The 19376-nt window shown below is 41.3% G+C and carries 16 protein-coding genes; 8 read left to right on the forward strand and 8 right to left on the reverse strand.

Annotated elements, in window-relative coordinates:
- Positions 1 to 840: 840 nt before the first annotated feature.
- Positions 841 to 1530 (forward strand): TraB/TrbI/VirB10 family type IV secretion system protein, encoded by a 690-nt coding sequence (locus DP114_RS24865; RefSeq protein WP_169264623.1) that lies wholly within the window; start codon positions 841 to 843, stop codon positions 1528 to 1530.
- A gap of 300 nt (positions 1531 to 1830) precedes the next feature.
- Here DP114_RS24865 and DP114_RS24870 read toward each other — a convergent pair whose 3' ends face one another.
- Entirely contained in the window at positions 1831 to 2094 is a 264-nt protein-coding gene (locus DP114_RS24870; RefSeq protein ID WP_169264622.1) for a hypothetical protein, read from the reverse strand.
- A gap of 329 nt (positions 2095 to 2423) precedes the next feature.
- Between DP114_RS24870 and DP114_RS24875 the strand changes: the two genes are divergently transcribed.
- Positions 2424 to 3731, forward strand: coding sequence for an S-layer homology domain-containing protein (locus DP114_RS24875; protein ID WP_171977389.1), 1308 nt, complete (start codon positions 2424 to 2426; stop codon positions 3729 to 3731).
- 7 nt (positions 3732 to 3738) lie between these two features.
- Here DP114_RS24875 and DP114_RS24880 read toward each other — a convergent pair whose 3' ends face one another.
- Positions 3739 to 5175, reverse strand: a complete 1437-nt coding sequence (locus DP114_RS24880) for a sensor histidine kinase (protein WP_171977390.1) — start codon at positions 5173 to 5175, stop codon at positions 3739 to 3741.
- Between the two features lie 276 nt (positions 5176 to 5451).
- On the opposite strand from DP114_RS24880, the gene DP114_RS24885 reads away from it, so the two are divergent.
- A complete protein-coding gene (locus DP114_RS24885; protein ID WP_048872001.1) occupies positions 5452 to 5769 on the forward strand; it encodes a DUF3155 domain-containing protein in 318 nt (105 codons plus the stop codon).
- Positions 5770 to 6872: 1103 nt separating this feature from the next.
- Here DP114_RS24885 and DP114_RS24890 read toward each other — a convergent pair.
- Together DP114_RS24890 and DP114_RS24895 are read right to left on the reverse strand one after the other, a co-directional pair.
- Positions 6873 to 7406, reverse strand: a complete 534-nt coding sequence (locus DP114_RS24890) for a cofactor assembly of complex C subunit B (protein ID WP_169264619.1) — start codon at positions 7404 to 7406, stop codon at positions 6873 to 6875.
- A gap of 54 nt (positions 7407 to 7460) precedes the next feature.
- Positions 7461 to 7808: a PadR family transcriptional regulator gene (locus DP114_RS24895; protein WP_169264618.1), complete on the reverse strand. Its 348-nt coding sequence runs from the start codon at positions 7806 to 7808 to the stop codon at positions 7461 to 7463.
- Positions 7809 to 8366: 558 nt separating this feature from the next.
- Between DP114_RS24895 and DP114_RS24900 the strand changes: the two genes are divergently transcribed.
- From DP114_RS24900 to serS, 3 genes are all read left to right on the forward strand, one after another.
- Positions 8367 to 8948 (forward strand): DUF3611 family protein, encoded by a 582-nt coding sequence (locus DP114_RS24900; RefSeq protein WP_169264617.1) that lies wholly within the window; start codon positions 8367 to 8369, stop codon positions 8946 to 8948.
- Between the two features lie 205 nt (positions 8949 to 9153).
- Entirely contained in the window at positions 9154 to 9447 is a 294-nt protein-coding gene (locus DP114_RS24905; RefSeq protein WP_169264616.1) for a hypothetical protein, read from the forward strand.
- A 373-nt stretch (positions 9448 to 9820) separates the two neighbouring features.
- Entirely contained in the window at positions 9821 to 11101 is a 1281-nt protein-coding gene (serS, locus tag DP114_RS24910; RefSeq protein ID WP_171977391.1) for a serine--tRNA ligase, read from the forward strand.
- 113 nt (positions 11102 to 11214) lie between these two features.
- Here the strand turns inward: serS and DP114_RS24915 are convergent, their stop codons facing one another.
- Entirely contained in the window at positions 11215 to 13491 is a 2277-nt protein-coding gene (locus DP114_RS24915) for a RelA/SpoT family protein (RefSeq protein ID WP_169264614.1), read from the reverse strand.
- A gap of 287 nt (positions 13492 to 13778) precedes the next feature.
- On the opposite strand from DP114_RS24915, the gene patD reads away from it, so the two are divergent.
- Both patD and DP114_RS24925 read left to right on the forward strand, forming a co-directional pair.
- Positions 13779 to 14129: a heterocyst frequency control protein PatD gene (patD, locus tag DP114_RS24920; RefSeq protein WP_169264613.1), complete on the forward strand. Its 351-nt coding sequence runs from the start codon at positions 13779 to 13781 to the stop codon at positions 14127 to 14129.
- Positions 14130 to 14545: 416 nt separating this feature from the next.
- Positions 14546 to 16225 (forward strand): dipeptide ABC transporter ATP-binding protein, encoded by a 1680-nt coding sequence (locus DP114_RS24925; protein ID WP_171977392.1) that lies wholly within the window; start codon positions 14546 to 14548, stop codon positions 16223 to 16225.
- Positions 16226 to 16533: 308 nt separating this feature from the next.
- Here the strand turns inward: DP114_RS24925 and DP114_RS24930 are convergent, their stop codons facing one another.
- The 3 genes from DP114_RS24930 to DP114_RS24940 all read right to left on the reverse strand — a co-directional run bounded on the left by DP114_RS24930 (position 16534) and on the right by DP114_RS24940 (position 19322).
- Complete coding sequence (locus tag DP114_RS24930; protein WP_171977393.1) at positions 16534 to 17487, reverse strand: hypothetical protein; 954 nt, start codon at positions 17485 to 17487, stop codon at positions 16534 to 16536.
- A gap of 356 nt (positions 17488 to 17843) precedes the next feature.
- A complete protein-coding gene (locus DP114_RS24935) occupies positions 17844 to 18626 on the reverse strand; it encodes a class I SAM-dependent methyltransferase (RefSeq protein WP_169264610.1) in 783 nt (260 codons plus the stop codon).
- Positions 18627 to 18677: 51 nt separating this feature from the next.
- A complete protein-coding gene (locus tag DP114_RS24940) occupies positions 18678 to 19322 on the reverse strand; it encodes a Uma2 family endonuclease (protein WP_169264609.1) in 645 nt (214 codons plus the stop codon).
- Between the last annotated feature and the right edge of the window lie 54 nt (positions 19323 to 19376).

The following is a 19376-nucleotide window of genomic DNA, read 5'->3' on the forward strand; positions in this document are numbered from 1 at the left end:
AGAACCACGCTTTTTATTACAAATATTTACAGTTATTCTGCTCAAGCTAGAAGACAGATTCTTCGTTTCTCCAAGTGTGTAACAGGTGTCTTACTTGAGCTAAATCCAATCCGCTACTACGCTCAAGAAGATGATAAATCTTTATAATCTGCAAGACTTATCCCTTGCTTTTACCCTGAACTTAAAGTCGAGAAATCATGCAAAATGACAAAACTTGACACAAAACAGGTGTATTGAGAGATGGTGCGCTGACAGTGTATAAAACTTATCTGCAATTTGTGAGTGAATGAACTGTAGCAATTTTACACAAAAGTAATAAGCTCATTGCTTATGGTTTTAGAAACCACAGATGTATGACTCTTAAAATTTACCATTTTAATCAAGAAGGAATACAATAGAAAGAACAGATTGCATTCAGCATACCGTTGCCTATTGCTGAACATACAGCACATTGCAAGTAATTGAAATACAATACTGAGGTCTAAAAGCCAGACTATAAGCCTTTTTTACTTCTGACTTTCGACTTCTGATTTCTGTTCGCATAGCGTGTCCGCAAGACATATTCTGCTGTAGTTCGTCGGACATATAGCATGTGAAAGCATTCAGGAACTATTTTATAATATTTGCGTCATATATATCTTTCGTTACTTTTCATTAAAGCAGATAAACGATATAAGAATTAAAGAGGAACAATTGCACCTTCTTACCGTCGTACAAGTCACTTTCCACTCGGAATATGCCTACTGATAGGTTTAAAAAGAGCTAGAAACAATCTCAGTAACAGCACGTCTCATACATTAAGAACTCATACATTAAGAAAAAGAACAAAAGGACTTTACAATGAGTCAATTTCATCGTTGGAAAACAGGAAGCGCTGCACTCATGGCAATGGCAATAACAACAGGCTCCATTGCACCCATGTTTATGTTTGCTCCTGCTTCTGCACAAGTAATCTTTAATGGTCAAAGAACACAAACACCATCAGGAAGAGTTTCAATTCCTGCTGGATTTACAGTGCCAATGACATATGACAAAGATAAAATTGTTGTCACTCCTGATGAAACGACACGTATAAAACTGAAAGTCGCAAGAAACCTTGTAGACAGTTCACGAAATGTGTTAATTCCTGAAGGAAGTGAAATTGAAGGACAATTGCAACCAGTCACCAGAAATGGTCAAAAAGGTACTTATTTTGTCGCTCAAGAGTTAATACTTCCTAATGGTGAACGACAGTCTATTAATGCAACTTCTCGGGCTATTACCAGAAAGGAAGAAATTAGTAAAGGAGGTAGAACAGATAAAATCATCCAAGATGCTGCTATTGGTGCAGGTGCGGCTAGTGTGATTTCACTGATAACAGGTGACCGCAAAATTCAACCGCTCGAACCTATACTTGGTGCTGGTGCAGGTGCTGCAGCAAGTGTTCTACTCAGACGCAAAAAGACTGAAGTTATCGTTATTGAACCCCAAAGAGGAGATTTAGATCTGACTCTGCGCTCTAGTTTGTTTGTACCCCGTGGTTACTACTAGGCTTATCCTAATTTAGGTCGTGAGTTCTATCTGTTTGCAATACAACTGCTCCAAAGGGGCAGGGTGCTTTACCCAATTGCCCTCACACTACCAAGGGGCTGCCACAAGAGCAACCCCTCCTCTTCTTGGAAACGAAGACGAAGTAAGTCAGCAATTTTAAAGTTGAATCCGGAAGAAAACAACCTGTTAGTAAATGGTCTGGCTTCTAGCTGTATATAATTTAAATGCGTCACAGATGAGGATATTGCGCGTGATTGGGCAAAGCCGCGATATCGCTTATTCTAATTTATGTAAAATTTATCATTTTTCTGCAACTATTTTATTGATCGCACGTCTTACGATTACATAGAAATCAGGAGCATCCCAATTTTCCAAAAGTCTTCGTCCGCCACGTTCAAAGCAGGGTGTCCAGAGGGCATAAGTAACGTAGTGAGTGTAAGCCTCAGGAGAGATTTTCCTCCTGGTGGTGAAGAGCGTGAGTGCAAAGTGCAGGCTAAGGAAATACCCTAAGGGGGAACCCAAAGGGTAGAACAAAGCAATCATCCTTTCTGTGAATTTACACATTTGGGATGCTTCGGATAAATCGTTTTTCTTGGCGAAACATTTAGGAAAATAAATAAGCTAATGCGCATCTACCGTTGCGTATTTATTTGTTAAGGCAGTCATGAGTCATTTGTTATTACAAATGACATAGACGGGGCTGGTTATGAACTGAATAAAATTCCAAGGGTGAAAGAAGAAAGAAGTTATTTACACTTCATTCCTTATCCTTTCATGACTCTTTTAGCTGAACAAAAGTATTAACCGAAACACTTTTTTTGGGAATAATTTCAGCCAAAAGTAGTCCATTTTACTAACAGAAAATAGCAGGTTGTGTGGGGAGTAAAAATATAATGTTTGGTCGCTTTCGTTGGCAATCTGGATGTGCTGCATTCATGATTTTGGGCATAACAACAGGAACTATCGCACCTCTAGTGATACCCACAGCATCTTTTGCCCAAACAAGTTTTACTGACGTTCAATCTAACTATTGGGCAGCAGAATTTATTGGACAACTGGCACAGCGAGGTATTATTGCTGGCTTTCCAGATGGCAGTTTCCGCCCAGAGGAAGCAGTCACACGTGCTCAATTTGCTGCGATGATTGGCAAAGCTTTCCGAAAAGCACCAGAACGGCAGGCAGTCGGATTTTACGATGTGCCAAGCAATTATTGGGCATCGAGTGCGATTGCGAATGCATACACCACTGGTTTTTTATCTGGATATCCTGGCAATCGTTTCGAGCCTAACCAAAATATTCTCCGCGAACAGGTTTTAGTTTCTCTCTCTAACGGTTTAAATTACAACGTTAGCGGTAACACCGACAGCATCTTACAAAATTACAACGACGCTTCTAACATTTCTGGCTATGCCCGTACCCCTATTGCTGCAGCTACAGAGAAGCAAATTGTTGTCAACTATCCTAATGCTAAATTCCTAAGTCCCAATACAACTGCAACTCGGGCACAAGTAGCAGCTTTTCTCTACCAAGCACTCGTGAGTTTCAATAAAGCCGCAACAATCAACTCAGCCTACATTGTGACTTTTGCCGAACCGACTCTATCAAAACCACTAGGCGAGCCGACTCCATCAAAACCAGTAGGCGAACCGACTCCATCAAAACCAGTCACGGTGACAATTCCTGAAGGAACTGTTATTCCTATAAGGTATGAAAAAGCAGAAAAGATTCTTGTGACTAAGGATGAAACAGCTCCTTTAACTCTGACTGTGGCGCAAAACGTTGTCACTGATAAAGGAAACTTGCTCATTCCAGCAGGTAGTCAAGTGGTTGGTGAGCTTCGTCCCGTCAAAAACAAGGGTGGTTCTCAATTCGTTGCCCAAAAACTCGTTTTAACCAACAATGGTCAAGAGTATCCAATCAATGCGACTTCTGAAGTGATTACTAAGACCCAAACTATCAAAAAAGGCACCAATACACAAACAATTCTTAGGAATAGTGCACTTGGCGCAGGCGCAGCGGCGGCGGTTTCGCTTGTAATTGGCGATAAGGCTATTAGTGCTGGAGAAGTTCTGGGGGGGGCTGCTATCGGTGGATTAGTTGGTCTGTTCTTTGGTAAAAAGAGTGTTGAGTTAATCGCCATTGATCCAAACACTGACCTACAAATGACTATTAGTGAAAACTTTCAGATTTCGTTGAAATAGTAAGTAATCAGGACTTACTATTAGCAACAGGTAACCAAATAATAAAAGTCGTTCCTGGTGCATCAGGTGATGAGCTAAGCGAAGTTAAAGCAGGGCTAAAAACTTGTATTTCGCCCTGCATTTGTTGTATGAGCTGTTTGGCAATTGATAATCCTAATCCCGTGCCAGGAATTTCGGTTTGAGCTTGAACACCTCGGTAATGACGCTCTCCAAGATGCTGTAAATCTTGTGGTGGAATACCAGGACCAGTGTCACTAATGGCGATTCCCTGAAAATGAAGTTTTTCTTGTCTGGTTTGGATCAAAATTTTGCCGCAAGTGGGAGTATATTTTAAAGCATTGTCAATGATATTGCTGAGTACTTCTCGTAATGCTTTGGTGTTAGCGCGTACCAGAGGTAAGTTACGGGGAATTTCGGATATGAGTTGCAAATTTCTTTCTTGAGCAATAGCTCTGGCTGATACTAACAATGGTTCCAAGATATTTACTACAGAACAATTAACTTCTTTCTCTCCTGCACCGGGCAACAAGAGCGGTGCTATGAAATCTTTTTGTACGTTTGCTTCCACAAGCACTTCTTTTTGCGGTAACCTTAATGGGTCTAAATCTTCTGCACTCAAGTCAATAACTTCATCCAACTGTTGCAACAATTCTTTGAGGCGATCGCTTTCCCGCACAATACTAGTTGCTACCTCGCGGTTAGCATCGCCTGGTCGCAGTCGCTTTAGCAACAGTTTGCCAAAGGTACGCAATGCTGTTAATGGGTTACGAAGCTGATGCAATAAATTATCTAGTAAATCTTGCTGTTTTTCTTGAAAAATTTGTTGTTGTTGCAATTGCTGGTGCAACCATGCTCGACGCTGATCCAAAATACAGGCAAGGCATAGTGTTTGGGCAACTCGTTCTATTTGACTCCTTTCTTGTTCATTCCATACTCGGTCTTCTCTGACTGTGACGAGCAAACCCATCATCACATCTTCATGAACAAGAGGTAAAACAATTTGGTCGCCTTTGAATAAATATTCTTCTCCCTCTGTTGAATGCGGTGGTGCTGTATCTCCTGTGGCACTTTCTTGCGATCGGGCGGGAAAATCCTCTGCTGCTTTCAATAACCGAAGGTTATTGCGGTTGTGTTTCTGGTTGAACACATCACCCGTACGAGAATACAGTGTTTTATCCAACGTGACAGAGGCGGAACGATACGAAGCCCAATTAGGATTTGAAATAGGTATTGAGGTGGGCAATACCAAAGCACTAGCTAAGTGCTGTTCCACTGCTGTTTCTGGATAAACTACCACAGGAATCAGCTTCGCTTCACTTGTCGAAGCCTCTATGAATTCTTGCGTTAAATAAACAACGCTCAAAGATGCTTCCAGCCCTTGAGCTAACAGTGCCAATTGCTCTCGGCATAGAGCAACAAACTCAGAACTGGTAGACATTAACATTTCTCAGTCCTTGTTTTAAATGACAGACTATACGGACGAAAAGAAACAAAAGTTGGCTTTTCCTATTTAACAAAGCTTAACTGAATCTTGCAACTAACAGTTCGTTCCAAGGAATTATATTGTTCAACGCTTTTGGTTTTTATACAAAAAAATAAATTAATCGGATTGTATCAAAAGGTTAAAAACTATTGAATTTTTGAACTAGAACTTTTATAATTACGACGGATTTTGTAGCTATCACTACAATCTATCGCTTGTTAGAGGAGGTAAGGAAGGTTGGCAAGAAGACGCAAGAGAAAGAGTCGTCGTCGCCAAGAAGGGCGGCGAATTTTAGAGCATGTGCCTCAATTTAGCATTGAAAGCGGTGAAGATAAGCCTGTGACAGCAGCTAGAAAATTCATTCAAGCTGAGGGAATCTTGCCACCCGCTTTGCTACTTGTAAAGCGAAACGAACACACAACAGACCGTTATTTCTGGGCTGAAAAGGGGCTGTTTGGAGCTCAATATGTTGAAGAAAATCACTTTTTATTTCCTAGCCTGAGGGTACTCGAAGCCCCTCCAGGTCAGGAGTCACTGGCTGTTGCTAGTCGTTAAACTAACATATGGTGATCATAGAGTTTGAATTTAGCTCCTGACAACCATTAACAACCGAAATTGCTAGTTTTTTTTTAAGTTTCATTTTTTTTTAAGAATGTAGCTGACTTGCCAGTGTTAAGCTAGCAATTTTGTCTTTAAGACTATCAACTTTAATCAAACTTTGTGTTTGTATAAGTTGAGTATTAGGTGTGAAAACGTACGTGGGAGTGAGGATACAGCGAACCTGTTCTGATCAAAGCTTTGGCACGCAGCTTCAAGCGATATAGCTTTTTTCAACAACTTGTGGAGAAAAGCTACAGATCTAGAATCGTTTTACCTCCTCTCTCTATTCCATTTCTTATTGTTAAAAGTTTTGACACTCCCTGGGCTATCCAAATTTCGCTGTCGCTCATTTGGATTCAGCCTTGGGATTCTAGGCTAAACCTCGTAGCTTGCTCATGCAGCGATCAAGGGCGGCATGAGTCGAAGTCACCAATCCTTACGCGCGTGACTTTGGGACTGCTTGTCCCTAGCTTGTTTTACAAGATTTGAGATGTTAATAGCTTCAAAGATTAAACCACTTTCTAGAGCCAGAGTGCTTCTGTTGGCAAGATTTTACAGTTTTCTGTAGCCTTATATTGAGTTTTGGACTTACGCAAAAATCGCTCAATCAGCTAAATTTCTCGTATCTCCTGCACGCCTACGCTCTTGCAACGCGTAGTGTGCGCATGCGGCACACACCGCCAAGACAAAGACGCCTTAGACGCGTTCCCGTAGCGTGTCCCCTTAGGACTCAGCGGCGTGCCGATAGCCCTCCGGGTTCGCCAGTCACCTGCTGAGGAGCCAGTACTGCAGGAGGGTCTCCCTCCGTAGGTATCTGGCGTTGGAGACCCTCCCGCAGCGCTGGACTCACCGTAAGGCGTGGCGTCAGCCATAGGCTAGAACGCCAAGAATTGGTAGAGTATCCGTAAGTCCTAGAATTGGTATTAAAGCCAATAGTTTATCTGACGCTATACAAATAATCGTAAGACAAGAGTCTAGCATCAGGGTAGTTGCTGAGGGGGTGGCTTTCATCTGTCCCTTACTTGGGAAGAGTTTTTAGCCAGCCGTCCTCGTAGCAGCTATTGCGAACTTTTTAATCCCAATGTCCTTTGTAACTCGATGATTTCATCTCGATGGGCTGTTAGTGTTATTTGAGTTGGAGAGTGTTGGTCGCTTTCGTCGGCTGTTTCTACCTTCAGCGACACCTTTTCAAGTTTGGCGGCTTTGCGCCAATAAAAAACACCACTCAAAGGTGATATCAGCACCATCCCAAGAAAAACTGTACTGAGGTTGGGAAAAACTAGAGACAAAACCAGTGATAGACACACAAGACCAATAGCTGCTAAAACTGTTAAAAACACAGCTAAAAACCAGCTTGGTCTAACAGTGCCTTCAAAAGTTACCTGGTTTTGTTTCGGATCGACCGCTGCTACTCGGTAAGACCGTGTTTGAAAATACTCCTTTAATTGAGGCATTAAAGTAGCTTCGTCTTGCTCGCAAACCAGTTGTGTGGTTTTTGTACGATCTTTGGTAGAGGCACGAATAAAGAAAAATAGCCCAACCGATAATAAAAAAGTGAGCAGCAACGTGGATGCTAGAGTAGCAGTATCCATAAACTAAATTATGAGTGTTTCACAGGTGGTGATTTATTCATTATGAATTATTCGTTAACTTGTTCTCCCGCTGATGTACTGTTGCCATAAGCGAGCTAAATCCTGTGCTTTAAATTGCCATTCTGGAGAGACTTGGTACATTCGCCTAGGACGTCCCCGTCCTTCTAGCTTTTTCCAGTACCCAGTAATTGCTTTCTGGTCTTCGAGAAATTTAATTGCACTGTAAAGCACAGTATCTGAAAGCCGATAGGTTGGATATTCAGTTTCCAGTCGTTGAATCAACTCCGTTCCATAGGATTCGCTTTGTGACAAAAGATACACTATATAACAAACAGCGAGTTCCTGACAAAGGTAAGTTGGCGGAGGATTTTCAAAGAAGTGATATATATCCTCAAGTTTCATGGTTAATCAATGATTAAAAATGCCTAAGGGTCGAGCTGACAATCAGAAAAAAACAGTATATAATACTACACTACTGAAAGGAGTACATAGCACTGCTTAGGCCGGATCACCAAAGGGTAAAAATAACATGAGACAGATTTCACACTTTATTAAAGTGGAACCGATGCACCAACTATAGGGATACAAATTTTTGTATCTCTACCCAAGCTTCTGACATTGTATTGAGGAGCGATTTTACAACGGCTATGCTGCAATCGAAGAGTGTTAAGTAATGCCAAGGGCATAAGGATTGCTTAAGCATAAAATACCGTCTAAGCAATTTTAAAGGGAAAATGCGGTATTTATGTAAAACTTAATCAAAACTTTGCTAGACAGTAATTTTCCTATAGTTTTTGCTTAAAGATTAAGCAAACTATCATATTTTTTTTCAAGCATTGTGAATAGTGGACACACTCAAAAAAGTTTAAAGTACGGAATTTGTTTACTAGAAATACTTTTATCACACTTACTAAGTATGATAGTAAATTTATCAAGCCCTCAGCACAAATGGTGATCAGTATGTCAGATTTGTCTACACTCCGGGCAATTGCCCAAGTATTTCGCCTTACAGGATGGATTAGCTTCTGGATTCAATTAGTGCTAGGTGTTGTTTCCGGGGTTATTTTGCTGTTCGCAGTCTTTAGTCAGAGAGGTGCCAATAGTAGTAGTAACCCTGGAACTGGGTTTGGCGCTATTTTTGCCGTTGCTGGGCTTGTTGCCTTAGCAATAGGTATCTATATAGCTTTCCGTTACACCAGACTTGGGCTACGCCTAGAATCCTCAAATTCTAATAACCGCCCGCGCAAAGTTGAAACTGTTCAAGTTGTACGCTTTGCAATTGTGGTGCATTTAGTAGGAATGCTGGTGACTCTGTTGGGAGCGCAAATCATTGTTGGGACTCTAGTCACAAAGTCATTGACTTTACCGCAATTGGGTGCTGGAGTAATCACCCAGATCGACCCTAGCCGGAGTATCCAACCCTTAGACATGTTTGTTGTCCAAGCAAACACGAATACGGTTACAGCCCATTTTGGGGGGCTTGTCGCGTCAATTTGGATACTCTACCGCATCTCCAAACCTCAGTCTGAGCGTAGTTCCTAGTTGATCATTCGTTGTTCACTTTGGATTGCTGGAATGACCAACTACTAATTATTTGAAGAATTTTGCAAAAATTTTATCAGAGTTTTGCGAAAGTGCAAGTGCTTAAGTTGAATCTTACTACAGAGTGACTTAGATAACCATCTTGCTTTTTAGTGATATCAAAGTACACAAAAAAACTAAATTAAAGTTTTTCTATACAAATCTTATGAAAAATCATCAAACATGGACATTTGCCGTACAAGTTTTCTTTAGTACTGTAGTGCTTGGGTTGTGTACTTTCAAGCTGATTGCTAATAAACCTCAGGACAACCAAGCGCTTTACTGGGGTGGCTTAACAGGCATACTTGGCTATTGGCTACCAGCACCGACAAATTCTAAAAATGAGGAGCAATTTTCGCCGGGGAGTCCGTACAATACCAACAAGACAACCAAGAGTGTTGTAGTTGAGCACTCACAAATAAGTCAAGAGGCTGTTGCTGTAACTAAGACAGATGAATGATTCACCAGAATGAACTCAACCTCTGACGCTTCGCTTTGAAAATCGCTAGCAACAGCCTTAAAAAAGCACCATTTCCCCTGTTGCCTATTCCCGTTCGGACGTTCGGCGAAGCTATCTCCTTCGGAGACGCTACGCGAACGACGCCGCTCAGCTTCCGCTCAGTCGAGCCGCTGACGCTCACCTTGGCGTTGCCTGTTCCTTGTGTTTTTTCAAGAAAGTATGAAGTAGAGAGGTATTGGTAAGTTCACTTTATCTTTACAGATCATTGACTTTTTCCCGCTATTTAGTTTTTGCAGTTGTCACCAGTCGGAAGTACTATATTTTGAAGTGTTAACTCTAAAGAAAATACTAGGCTAAAAACTAGGATAGATCTGTGCTGGACATTAAATTAATAAGGGACAATCCACAATTGGTTCAGGAACGGTTGAAGACTCGTGGTGGTGACTACGATATTCAGCCGCTTTTGGAGTTGGATAAACAACAACGCGAATTGGAAGCGAAGCGAAATCAACTGCAAGCACGTAGTAACGAAATTGCGAAATTAATTCCGGAAAAGATAAAAGGTGGTTGCAACCCCAAAGGACCAGAAATTCAAGAGTTGCGTGAGAATGGTAGTTCTGTCAAAGCTGAGATTGGCACACTGGAACCTCAAGAAAAAGAGCTATCAGCCAAAATCGAAGAACTTTTACTCACACTTCCTAACTTACCAAGCGACTCTACACCTGTTGGTAAGAGTGAGGAAGATAACCCAGAAGTGCGTCGTTGGGGTGATGAGTATCTTCCCCAAAACCCAAACATTCTTCCCCACTGGGAAATTGGTGAGAAGTTGGGTATTCTTAATGTTGAGAGAGCTGTAAAAGTTGCACAAAGTCGCTTTATCACCCTTATAGGTGCTGGTGCCAAGTTGGAGAGAGCATTAATCCAATTTATGCTTGATCGCCAGATAGCTGCAGGGTATGTGGAAGTTATTCCCCCATTTTTGATTAATACCGAGTCTATGACAGCTACGGGTCAATTGCCCAAGTTCGCTGAAGAAAGCTTTAAATGTGCGGCGGATGATTTGTGGCTTACGCCGACGGCGGAGGTTCCTGTAACCAACCTCTATCGTGGTGAAACTCTCAATTCTGAAGATTTGCCTATTTACCACTGTGCTTATACTCCCTGTTTTCGCCGGGAGGCTGGGAGTTATGGACGGGATATGCGGGGACTGATTCGACTGCATCAATTCAACAAAGTTGAACTCGTGAAGTTTGTACATCCCAGCACTTCTAGTGAGGAACTCGAAAAATTGCTAGGCAATGCAGAATCAATTTTACAGGCGTTGCAACTGCCTTACCGAGTCATAGAATTATGTACTGGGGATATAGGATTTCACTCGGCGAAAACTTACGATATAGAGGTTTGGCTTCCTTCTTCTGGAAAGTACCGAGAAATTTCTAGTTGTTCCAATTTTTTGGACTATCAAGCGCGACGCGGGCAAATTCGCTTCAAAGAAAGTGGAAAGAAAGGAACCCAACTGGTGCACACTCTCAATGGTTCAGGACTGGCTGTGGGACGTACAATGGCAGCGATTTTAGAAAACTATCAACAAGAGGATAGAACGGTAAGGATACCAGAAGCGCTGCAACCTTACATGGGACGCGAAGTACTTTAAGAAGAACACAGAATATCCCACGGATGGAATCCGGGGGATTTAACAAAATACGAAAGTGTCGATTGACTCGTAATTCGTAATCACTAGAGATTACGAATTATTTATTAATTTCACTATTCTTCAATTTGACCAACACGACGAATGTTGATAATATCGCTTAGTTTTTTGATTTGAGTAAAGATCTGTTCGAGTTGTGGTCGATCGCGTATCTCAATTCCCAAGTCAATCAATGCTGGTTGACTAGTAGCTGTTTTTACCTGAGCATGACGTACGTTGATCCCGTGGTCACTTAAGCGTGAAAGAATATCTTTTAGGATTCCTACGCGATCAAGAGCCTCAATCTGAATATTCACAGGATAAGTCGTAGGACGAGAGTAGATTTCGCCTGGTGAGTTCCAATGGACTGGTACGAGGCGATCGCACTCTACACTCTCTAGATTCTGACATCCCTGGCGATGAATCGAAATGCCTCTACCTCGTGTGACAACACCAATAATCGGTTCTCCAGGAAGAGGAGTACAACACTTAGCTAGATAATGAACTAATCCTTCTACCCCAACTATTGGTGAGTCAGTTGTGCGTGAGGTTCCTGGAGTTGTGTCTCGTAAACCTTTGGTTGTTGAGGCTGATTCTTTCGTAGGAACTGGAGGTGCATCTGTCGCAGGTTGTTGCGCCTTGACAATTTCTCGCCAACGGTTGAGGACTAAATTTAGCGTCACCTCACCATAACCCAAAGCCGCGAGTAAATCTTCCATAGAATGATAGTTACATCGCTCTGCTACTATCTGCATGGGTTGCGACTTAATCAGGTTTTCAACACCTGATCTCCCCAATTCTTTTTCCAACAATTCCCGTCCACGGGCAATATTTTCTTCCCGGCGTGATCGCTTGTACCACTGCCTAATCCGATTTTTCGCCGCCGAAGTTCTGACAAAATTTAACCAATCCAAACTGGGATGACCGTTCTTTTGCGTCAGAATCTCTACAATATCACCATTTTGCAGTCGCGTTGAAAGTGGCACCATCCGCCCATTTACCTTTGCACCAGCACAGTGGTTCCCAACTTCTGTGTGAATGCGATAGGCAAAATCTACGGTTGTGGAACCAGGATTTAAAGCAACCAAATCTCCCTTAGGTGTGAAAACATAAACATCATCTTCAAATAAGTTATCCTTGATGCTTTCCAAATATTCTTGAGCATCCTTGAGGTCATTCTGCCATTCCAGCAGCTGCCGCAACCAGGTAAACTTCTCATCTGATGGAGTCCAGTGGATAATGTTGGACCCTCCTGTTTCTTTATACTTCCAGTGAGCTGCAATTCCATACTCGGCGACGTGGTGCATTTCTATTGTCCTGATTTGCACTTCCAGAGGACGACCCCACGGACCTATAACCCCAGTATGCAATGATTGGTAGCGGTTAGGTTTAGGTAAGCCTATGTAATCCTTGAATCTACCAGGAATTGGACGGCAAACATCATGAACAATCGCTAAAGCACGGTAACATTCCTCATTGCTCTTGACAATGATCCGTAGTGCTGCTAAATCATAAATTTCGTGAAACTCTTTGTTTTGCCTGTGCATCTTCAGGTAGATGCTGTAGAGGTGCTTCGGACGTCCACTCATGTCGAGACACTTGATCCCCGCTTCCTCTACCCGAGTCCGTAAAGTTTCGGCAATGTTTGTCAATCTCTCTTGCCGCGCCGTTCGTTTTTCAGCGACATACTCCTGAATTTGCCGGTAAGCTTCTGGTTCTAAGTACTTAAAAGCCAGATCTTCGAGTTCCCATTTTATGTGCCAGATCCCCAAGCGATTAGCCAGGGGAGCAAAAATTTCTCGTGTTTCCAAAGCAATTGCGCGGCGTTTTTCATCACGAAGGAATTCCAAAGTCCGCATATTGTGGAGACGATCTGCTAACTTCACCACAATCACTCGGATATCTTGCGCCATAGCCAGAAACATTCTGCGAAAGTTCTCTGCTTGGCTTTCGGTCTTACTTTTAAAATTAATTTTAGAAAGCTTTGTCACACCTTCTACTAAGAGCTGCACTTCTTTTCCAAAGCGCTGTCCAATCTCTTCAATTGTGACATCGGTATCTTCCACTATATCATGGAGAAAGCCTGCTGCTATCATGTCAGCACTGCCGCCTAAGTCTCTCAAAATTCCAGCAACAGCTACAGGATGACAAATGTATGGTTCTCCTGACTTACGGTACTGACCTTCATGTAACTGATAAGCAAATTCAAATGCTTGACGAATTAAAGCCATGTCGCTTTGCCTTCGGCCATCTTCAGTTTCTGTGCCTACTACTGTATATGACCCATTTAGGCAACTTTGTAACCATTCTGGAAGCGTAACATCAATTTTGGAACTAAGTACAGTGCTGCTCATAGAATAAGGGGTGGCTAGGTGATTGATAGTAAAGTCAGAAATTGGATGAACAAACTCTTACTGAGACTTGCACTTTCGTCCTTGTGTGCCGAATACATTCCCCAAGGCTAAGAGTGCAAATTATCCAGTACGAGTGTCTCAAAATCATAAAATCGATAAAATGCCAAATCCAGCCCCAATTTTCATATGAGACAACAGATTCGGTAATAAAATTTAACAAATTTTGGTCTATTTGAAAAGTTTCTTGACATTACCTTGACTTTAATAGTATCTCAAGAAGAACTTAGATGTCTCTAACTCGCGATAAATATCACGCATTGAAGGTTTTGCTGAAACAATTGCATTCGGATGTCATGACTACCAAAGTAGATACATCCGAAATAGCGCAGCGTGTGAAATCCTTGCAACAATTTTTTCAGCAACAGATTGTCCCTTTAGTTAATCTGGACACAAACAGTAACGATGAGGGTCAGTTACAGTCAAATCAGACAGAAATGAGTAAGCAGCTGCGGCTGTTGGAAATAGATGTCATGTTTTTCCAAGGAGCGCGGCAAGCTTCCACTGCCAAAAGTAGGCTTGATGCCATAGGCGATCGCCTGACTACTCTCATCAAATACTGTAATGCCATATTGCAATAAATAGTACCAGAAGTACGAGCCGTAACCTATGAAAAAATGACAAATTAAAATTAAAAATTGAAACTTAAAAATATTGAACTTTTTTTAAACTCTTCTCATGGAAATTTATTGAGATTTTGTAGTCCATTTTACATATTTACTTGGCACAACTTGTTGTAAATTGCGTCATAAGTCAAGAATCCTTGAAATTGGAACTTTTGACTGGTAAAAAACTTCCCACTCACCTAAGCAAAAATAAGTATAAAATATTTATCTAAAAACACAAAAGAAAAGTGAGAAGTGATTTCTCCGTATACTGATTGGAATTCTTGGTGCGTTCTCAGTTATATTGTTGTTCTTAAAAGATACTCTGGTAATAATCCTGACATATGTCATGTCATAACAAAAGCTAATAGCTGATATCTGATAGCGTAATTATGAGTGAAGCCTTATTTTGTATTGAAAATTTGCGAGTCGCTTACCCTCATCGCAGCGACGAAAAAACCCAATGGGCAGTAGATGATGTGTCTTTCATCCTGCAACCAGGGGAAAGAATGGGATTGGTTGGAGAATCAGGCTGCGGTAAGTCAACTCTAGGACGCGCAGCAATGCGGTTACTACCAGCCTCAAGCCAAATTGAGGGACGAGTGACATTTCAAGGGCGTTCCGTGTTTGAGATGACGCCAGAACAGTTGCGTCAATTCCGAGGAGAAGCAGTCGCGCTGATATTTCAAGATCCGATGACGCGCCTTGATCCATTAATGACGATTGGCAATCACTGTTTAGAGACATTAAAAGCTCACTCACCGCAATTGTCCAGCAAACAAGCCAAAGAAAAAGCAATTGCGACTTTAGAAAAGGTTAAAATTCCCGCCAGTCGTTGGAGTCAGTATCCTCACGAGTTTAGCGGTGGAATGCGACAAAGGGTGGCGATCGCCCTAGCCTTGCTTCTCTCCCCCAAGTTAATTGTCGCCGATGAACCCACTACAAGTTTAGATGTCACAGTCTCGGCGCAAATTTTGCAGGAACTCACACGGCTGTGCGGGGAAGAAAACATGGCACTGCTGTTAATTTCTCACGATTTGGCTCTTGTTGCTGAGTATTGCGATCGCATTGGCGTCATGTACAACGGCAAAATGGTTGAAACGGGTTCTTCCCAAACTGTCTTCCAGAATCCCCAACACGAATATACACAGTCTCTCCTCAAAGCAGCTTTGCATATTCAGACAGTTGATGAGAATGAAGTATGGGAGGAGGGAGCAGGGAGCAGAGAGCAGGGAACAAGATTTTCCTCGTCACAAGCTCAATCACCGATTTTGCGCCTCCTAGAATTACAACAACATTACACCTTAGAACCCAACTTTGTAGAGCGATTATTAAAACGGCAAAATCAGACGATTAAAGCGGTGGATGGAATCAACCTAGAACTCTATCCAGGAGAAATTCTGGGATTAGTTGGGGAATCAGGTTGCGGAAAAAGCACACTATCACGAACAATATTGCAACTTATTCGTCCTACAGCAGGTAAAGTCGAGTTTTTGGGACAGGATTTAACAAATTTATCGCGCCAACAAGTTCGTGCGTCTAGGCGGCAAATGCAAATGGTCTTTCAAGATCCCCATGCTTGCTTAAATCCAGCGATGACCGTAGGACAAAGTATAGCTGACCCCTTGCTAATTCACAAGCTAGCCGATGCAGCGAACGCAAAACAACAGGTGCTGTCGATGCTGGAAAAAGTAGGGTTAAAACCACCAGGAGTTTATTATGAACGTTATCCGTCGGATTTATCTGGTGGACAGCAGCAAAGAGTGGCGATCGCGCGTGCTTTAATTACTCGTCCTAAACTGCTCATTTGTGATGAACCAGTGAGTATGTTAGATGCTAGCGTGCAGTCGCAAGTTTTAGATTTGATGCTGGAGTTGAAAGAAGAATTTGAGTTAACGTATTTATTTATCACTCATGACTTGTGGTTAGCGCGTTTTTTGTGCGATCGGATTGCAGTCATGAATAGTGGAAAAATAGTAGAAATTGGTCCCACGAAACAGATTTTTGCCAATCCCCAACATCCTTACACAAAAACACTGCTTGCTGCAGCTCCTCTGTTAGGGCGAGCATAATCCACTACTGATTTATAAGTAACGACTGCTGAGTGTGAATGACTCAGCAGTCAAGAACACCAAAATTTCAATTTTGGTGGTTTCTATCAGGTTCGGTTAATTAGTTATAATTTTCGCTCTAGGAAGAACCCCACACGCCAGTCGCCTCAACGGGGGGGAACCCCCGCACGGCGCTGGCTCCCCTTAATCCCCTCCCCGCGAGTTCGGGGAGGGGAGATTTTGGCGTCAGACAAAACCGGGGTGGGGTTCTTCACTATTTATAAGCAATTAAGCGAACTTGATATTACATCACGCCTTTGAATCCCCCACTAATTGTCCAAGCTGTATTCTGAGTTTTTCAATTTGGGCATTTCTACACTCGAACCATGTAGCTCAGCAAATCTATTAAAAAGCCACATTGTTTCGTGATTAGACTGCCTATGTTTGTTGATTAAACTGCCTATGTTTCTCTGAGCTAATTTTTGTAAATAAGGCAAATCTTCAATCAATGTCAAACAAGAAGCAATATGCAATATAATCTGCAATATGGGTTTTGGCCACTCTAAATCGCTGTAGATATCAATCAAGAAATGATGAGCATTCTCTGTTGATGGGTAGGCATAAAACATAACAGTTATTCTTTTGTTTCTGTAAACTGGAATACTCAGTTCTACAGTATATGGAGTGTGCAGTATTAAATCCACCTCAACGATTGGCTGTCTCCAAATTCTTAAAAGATTAACTGGAGACTCTAAGAGAGTTTGAAATGTGATAATTCCACCAAGAGATGTGGATTGGATATTGCTAACTTTAAGGATTCTCAAGTTATTCAGACTGAATTTATGAATAGTTTCCAAATGTTTTAAATTTAACAGATGGTAAATTTGGCAGACATAGGGAAACGGTAAAATATATTCCTGGCTAATGATATGTCGCTTTCTTAAGTCAAAATTGTTGACTCTCGTCGGACGTAGATAAAATTGCTCTAAATAATTTTGAACACTATCTACATCATTAAGATCAAAGCTCTGCTCTGGTTTTAAAAACAGCCAACTCAAGAAAAAGAATGAAGCTGTGAATATTTGTATGATTTCTACTACAGACAAATATCCATCAGCCAAGGCAGTGATACTTCTATCACTAATCCCAAAAAGAAAAGAAGGTATCCCAAAGAACCAGATTCCATTTTTTAGCCTTAATATAAAGAAGGCAACATCTATTTGTATGGAATGATGGTTTTGATTGGTATTACTACCGTTATCTTGAACAAGATTAACAGACATAGGATTTCTAAAACTGACGATTCACTATATAGGGAGAGATAATACCAGTTAAAAAAAGAATGTAACAAATCAAGCAAAAACCCCTCCCTAACCCTATCCAATAGTTGCGAAGAGTGCGCTTTCTTCGCGGGTGGGGCATCTGTCGCAAACATTTTTTAAAATGGTATAACTCTGGTGTTCTTTATAGGCTATTAAACGCTAATATAACTTACATCATTCTTAAGTTGCAAATCTTAACACTGATATTTTGTCTCAATTTAAGGAAGATTGAATTTTTGTTTCCAGGGATACAATAAAAGTCATCTTTAATCGATTTATACTTTCGTTTTTAATCAGATAAGTCTATTCAAGCTACATCATAATTTAACTGCAATAACTCGAATACGTTTATAATCTGCGCTCCAGGTATTGTTTTTGTAAAAACTTGGACGCAACTGATTTTCAATATCGATAATGGTATTTATATGAGCATCAGTAGATAATCCATTAAAGAAGCTATTTGCAAACATTTTGAGCCAGTTTTGCAAACCCTGTTCGCCATCCTCCAAAGGTGTGAGACGTTCAAAAAGAGTTGCATAAGTTAACTCAAAACCATGTTTTTCTAACAAGCTTCCATATTCACCAATGCTAGGAAAGTACCAAGGATTTAATGCTGTATCAGTGGAATAACCAGCTTTTTGTAAGGCGTTATAAATAGCACTAACAATAGCGTTTACATTCCCCTTACCACCAAATTCAGCTACAAATCGCCCACCAGGTTTCAATGCCTTATTTATACCAACAACGACTTCTTCTGCTTCTTTAATCCAATGAAGTGCGGCATTAGAGAAAATACTATCAAATTTTTCTGTATATGGTAAATTTATGGCATCTACCACATCAAAATCTAGCTGAGGATAGTTCTTACGAGCTTGTTCTATCATTGTAGGAGCGCTATCGATACCCATCACTTCTGCTCCACTACTCGCAATTTTATGAGTTAAATGACCTGTTCCACAACCTAAGTCGAGAATACATTCTCCTGGTTTTGGAGATAGTAATTCTACTAAATTCGCAACAAGTTCAGAGATAAAAGAATGCTTACTATCGTAGAGTTCTGCATTCCACTGATTTTTAAAATCAGCTGCTGTGCTGTCCATAAAAATACACTGCCATGAAAATTTGAGTAGGATGTATATATTTGCAAAGGCTTAGATACGAGAACGCACCCATGATCTGAATTCTTTCATTCTAGCGTTTTCTCCTTTTTGAGAATCTAGCTGTATAAATTGCACTAATTCTTTGACAGGAAATGAGCCAAAAGCCAAACTTGTTTCAGATTCGATGTAACCAACCTCTGTCAAAATATGAATTGTTAGTTGACCATTAGCGAAACGCCAAACTTCCGGCACTTTCAGTTCAGCATAAACAGCCATCTTATCAATTGCTGAATGAGTTATATCAATCTCAAGCGCCAAGTCAGGCGGTGGATCAACTGTGAGGTCAATTTTTATTCTTCCTCGCATCACAGCTTCATTTTGAATATAAAAACATTCATCTGCTTCTTTACCAGCAGCCTTTGGTTTGGAACGCCAAGTTGTCGATTTCAACCCCAAAATTTCTAGTCCAAGTTCTTCACACAGAATAATGATTAGCCGTCCGAAAGTCCAACCATACCTTTCATGTTCTGGTAAAGGCGTCATCAGTTCTAGAGTTCCTTGATAGTAAGTCATGCGGGGTATTGGACGTTGGGCAAAAATTTCCAACAGCTGCTCGTACATCTCCCAATTGACGTTATATAGAACCAGATGAGAACCTTCAATTGGTGGTTTGCTTGGGGTTAAGGTTTGAGTCATGTTTCACGCTTTGCGCTCATCTAAAGACAAATATAGTACAAATGCACGCTTCTC

The sequence above is a fragment of the Brasilonema sennae CENA114 genome (assembly GCF_006968745.1).
Classification (GTDB): Bacteria; Cyanobacteriota; Cyanobacteriia; order Cyanobacteriales; family Nostocaceae; genus Brasilonema; species Brasilonema sennae.

Coding starts and splice junctions, on each gene's coding strand:
- DP114_RS24865 (WP_169264623.1), top strand. CDS start 841: ATGAGTCAATTTCATCGTTGGAAAACAGGAAGCGCTGCACTCATGGCA.
- DP114_RS24870 (WP_169264622.1), bottom strand. CDS start 2,094: ATGTGTAAATTCACAGAAAGGATGATTGCTTTGTTCTACCCTTTGGGT.
- DP114_RS24875 (WP_171977389.1), top strand. CDS start 2,424: ATGTTTGGTCGCTTTCGTTGGCAATCTGGATGTGCTGCATTCATGATT.
- DP114_RS24880 (WP_171977390.1), bottom strand. CDS start 5,175: ATGTTAATGTCTACCAGTTCTGAGTTTGTTGCTCTATGCCGAGAGCAA.
- DP114_RS24890 (WP_169264619.1), bottom strand. CDS start 7,406: ATGGATACTGCTACTCTAGCATCCACGTTGCTGCTCACTTTTTTATTA.
- DP114_RS24895 (WP_169264618.1), bottom strand. CDS start 7,808: ATGAAACTTGAGGATATATATCACTTCTTTGAAAATCCTCCGCCAACT.
- DP114_RS24900 (WP_169264617.1), top strand. CDS start 8,367: ATGTCAGATTTGTCTACACTCCGGGCAATTGCCCAAGTATTTCGCCTT.
- DP114_RS24905 (WP_169264616.1), top strand. CDS start 9,154: ATGAAAAATCATCAAACATGGACATTTGCCGTACAAGTTTTCTTTAGT.
- DP114_RS24915 (WP_169264614.1), bottom strand. CDS start 13,491: ATGAGCAGCACTGTACTTAGTTCCAAAATTGATGTTACGCTTCCAGAA.
- patD (WP_169264613.1), top strand. CDS start 13,779: ATGTCTCTAACTCGCGATAAATATCACGCATTGAAGGTTTTGCTGAAA.
- DP114_RS24925 (WP_171977392.1), top strand. CDS start 14,546: ATGAGTGAAGCCTTATTTTGTATTGAAAATTTGCGAGTCGCTTACCCT.
- DP114_RS24930 (WP_171977393.1), bottom strand. CDS start 17,487: ATGTCTGTTAATCTTGTTCAAGATAACGGTAGTAATACCAATCAAAAC.
- DP114_RS24935 (WP_169264610.1), bottom strand. CDS start 18,626: ATGGACAGCACAGCAGCTGATTTTAAAAATCAGTGGAATGCAGAACTC.
- DP114_RS24940 (WP_169264609.1), bottom strand. CDS start 19,322: ATGACTCAAACCTTAACCCCAAGCAAACCACCAATTGAAGGTTCTCAT.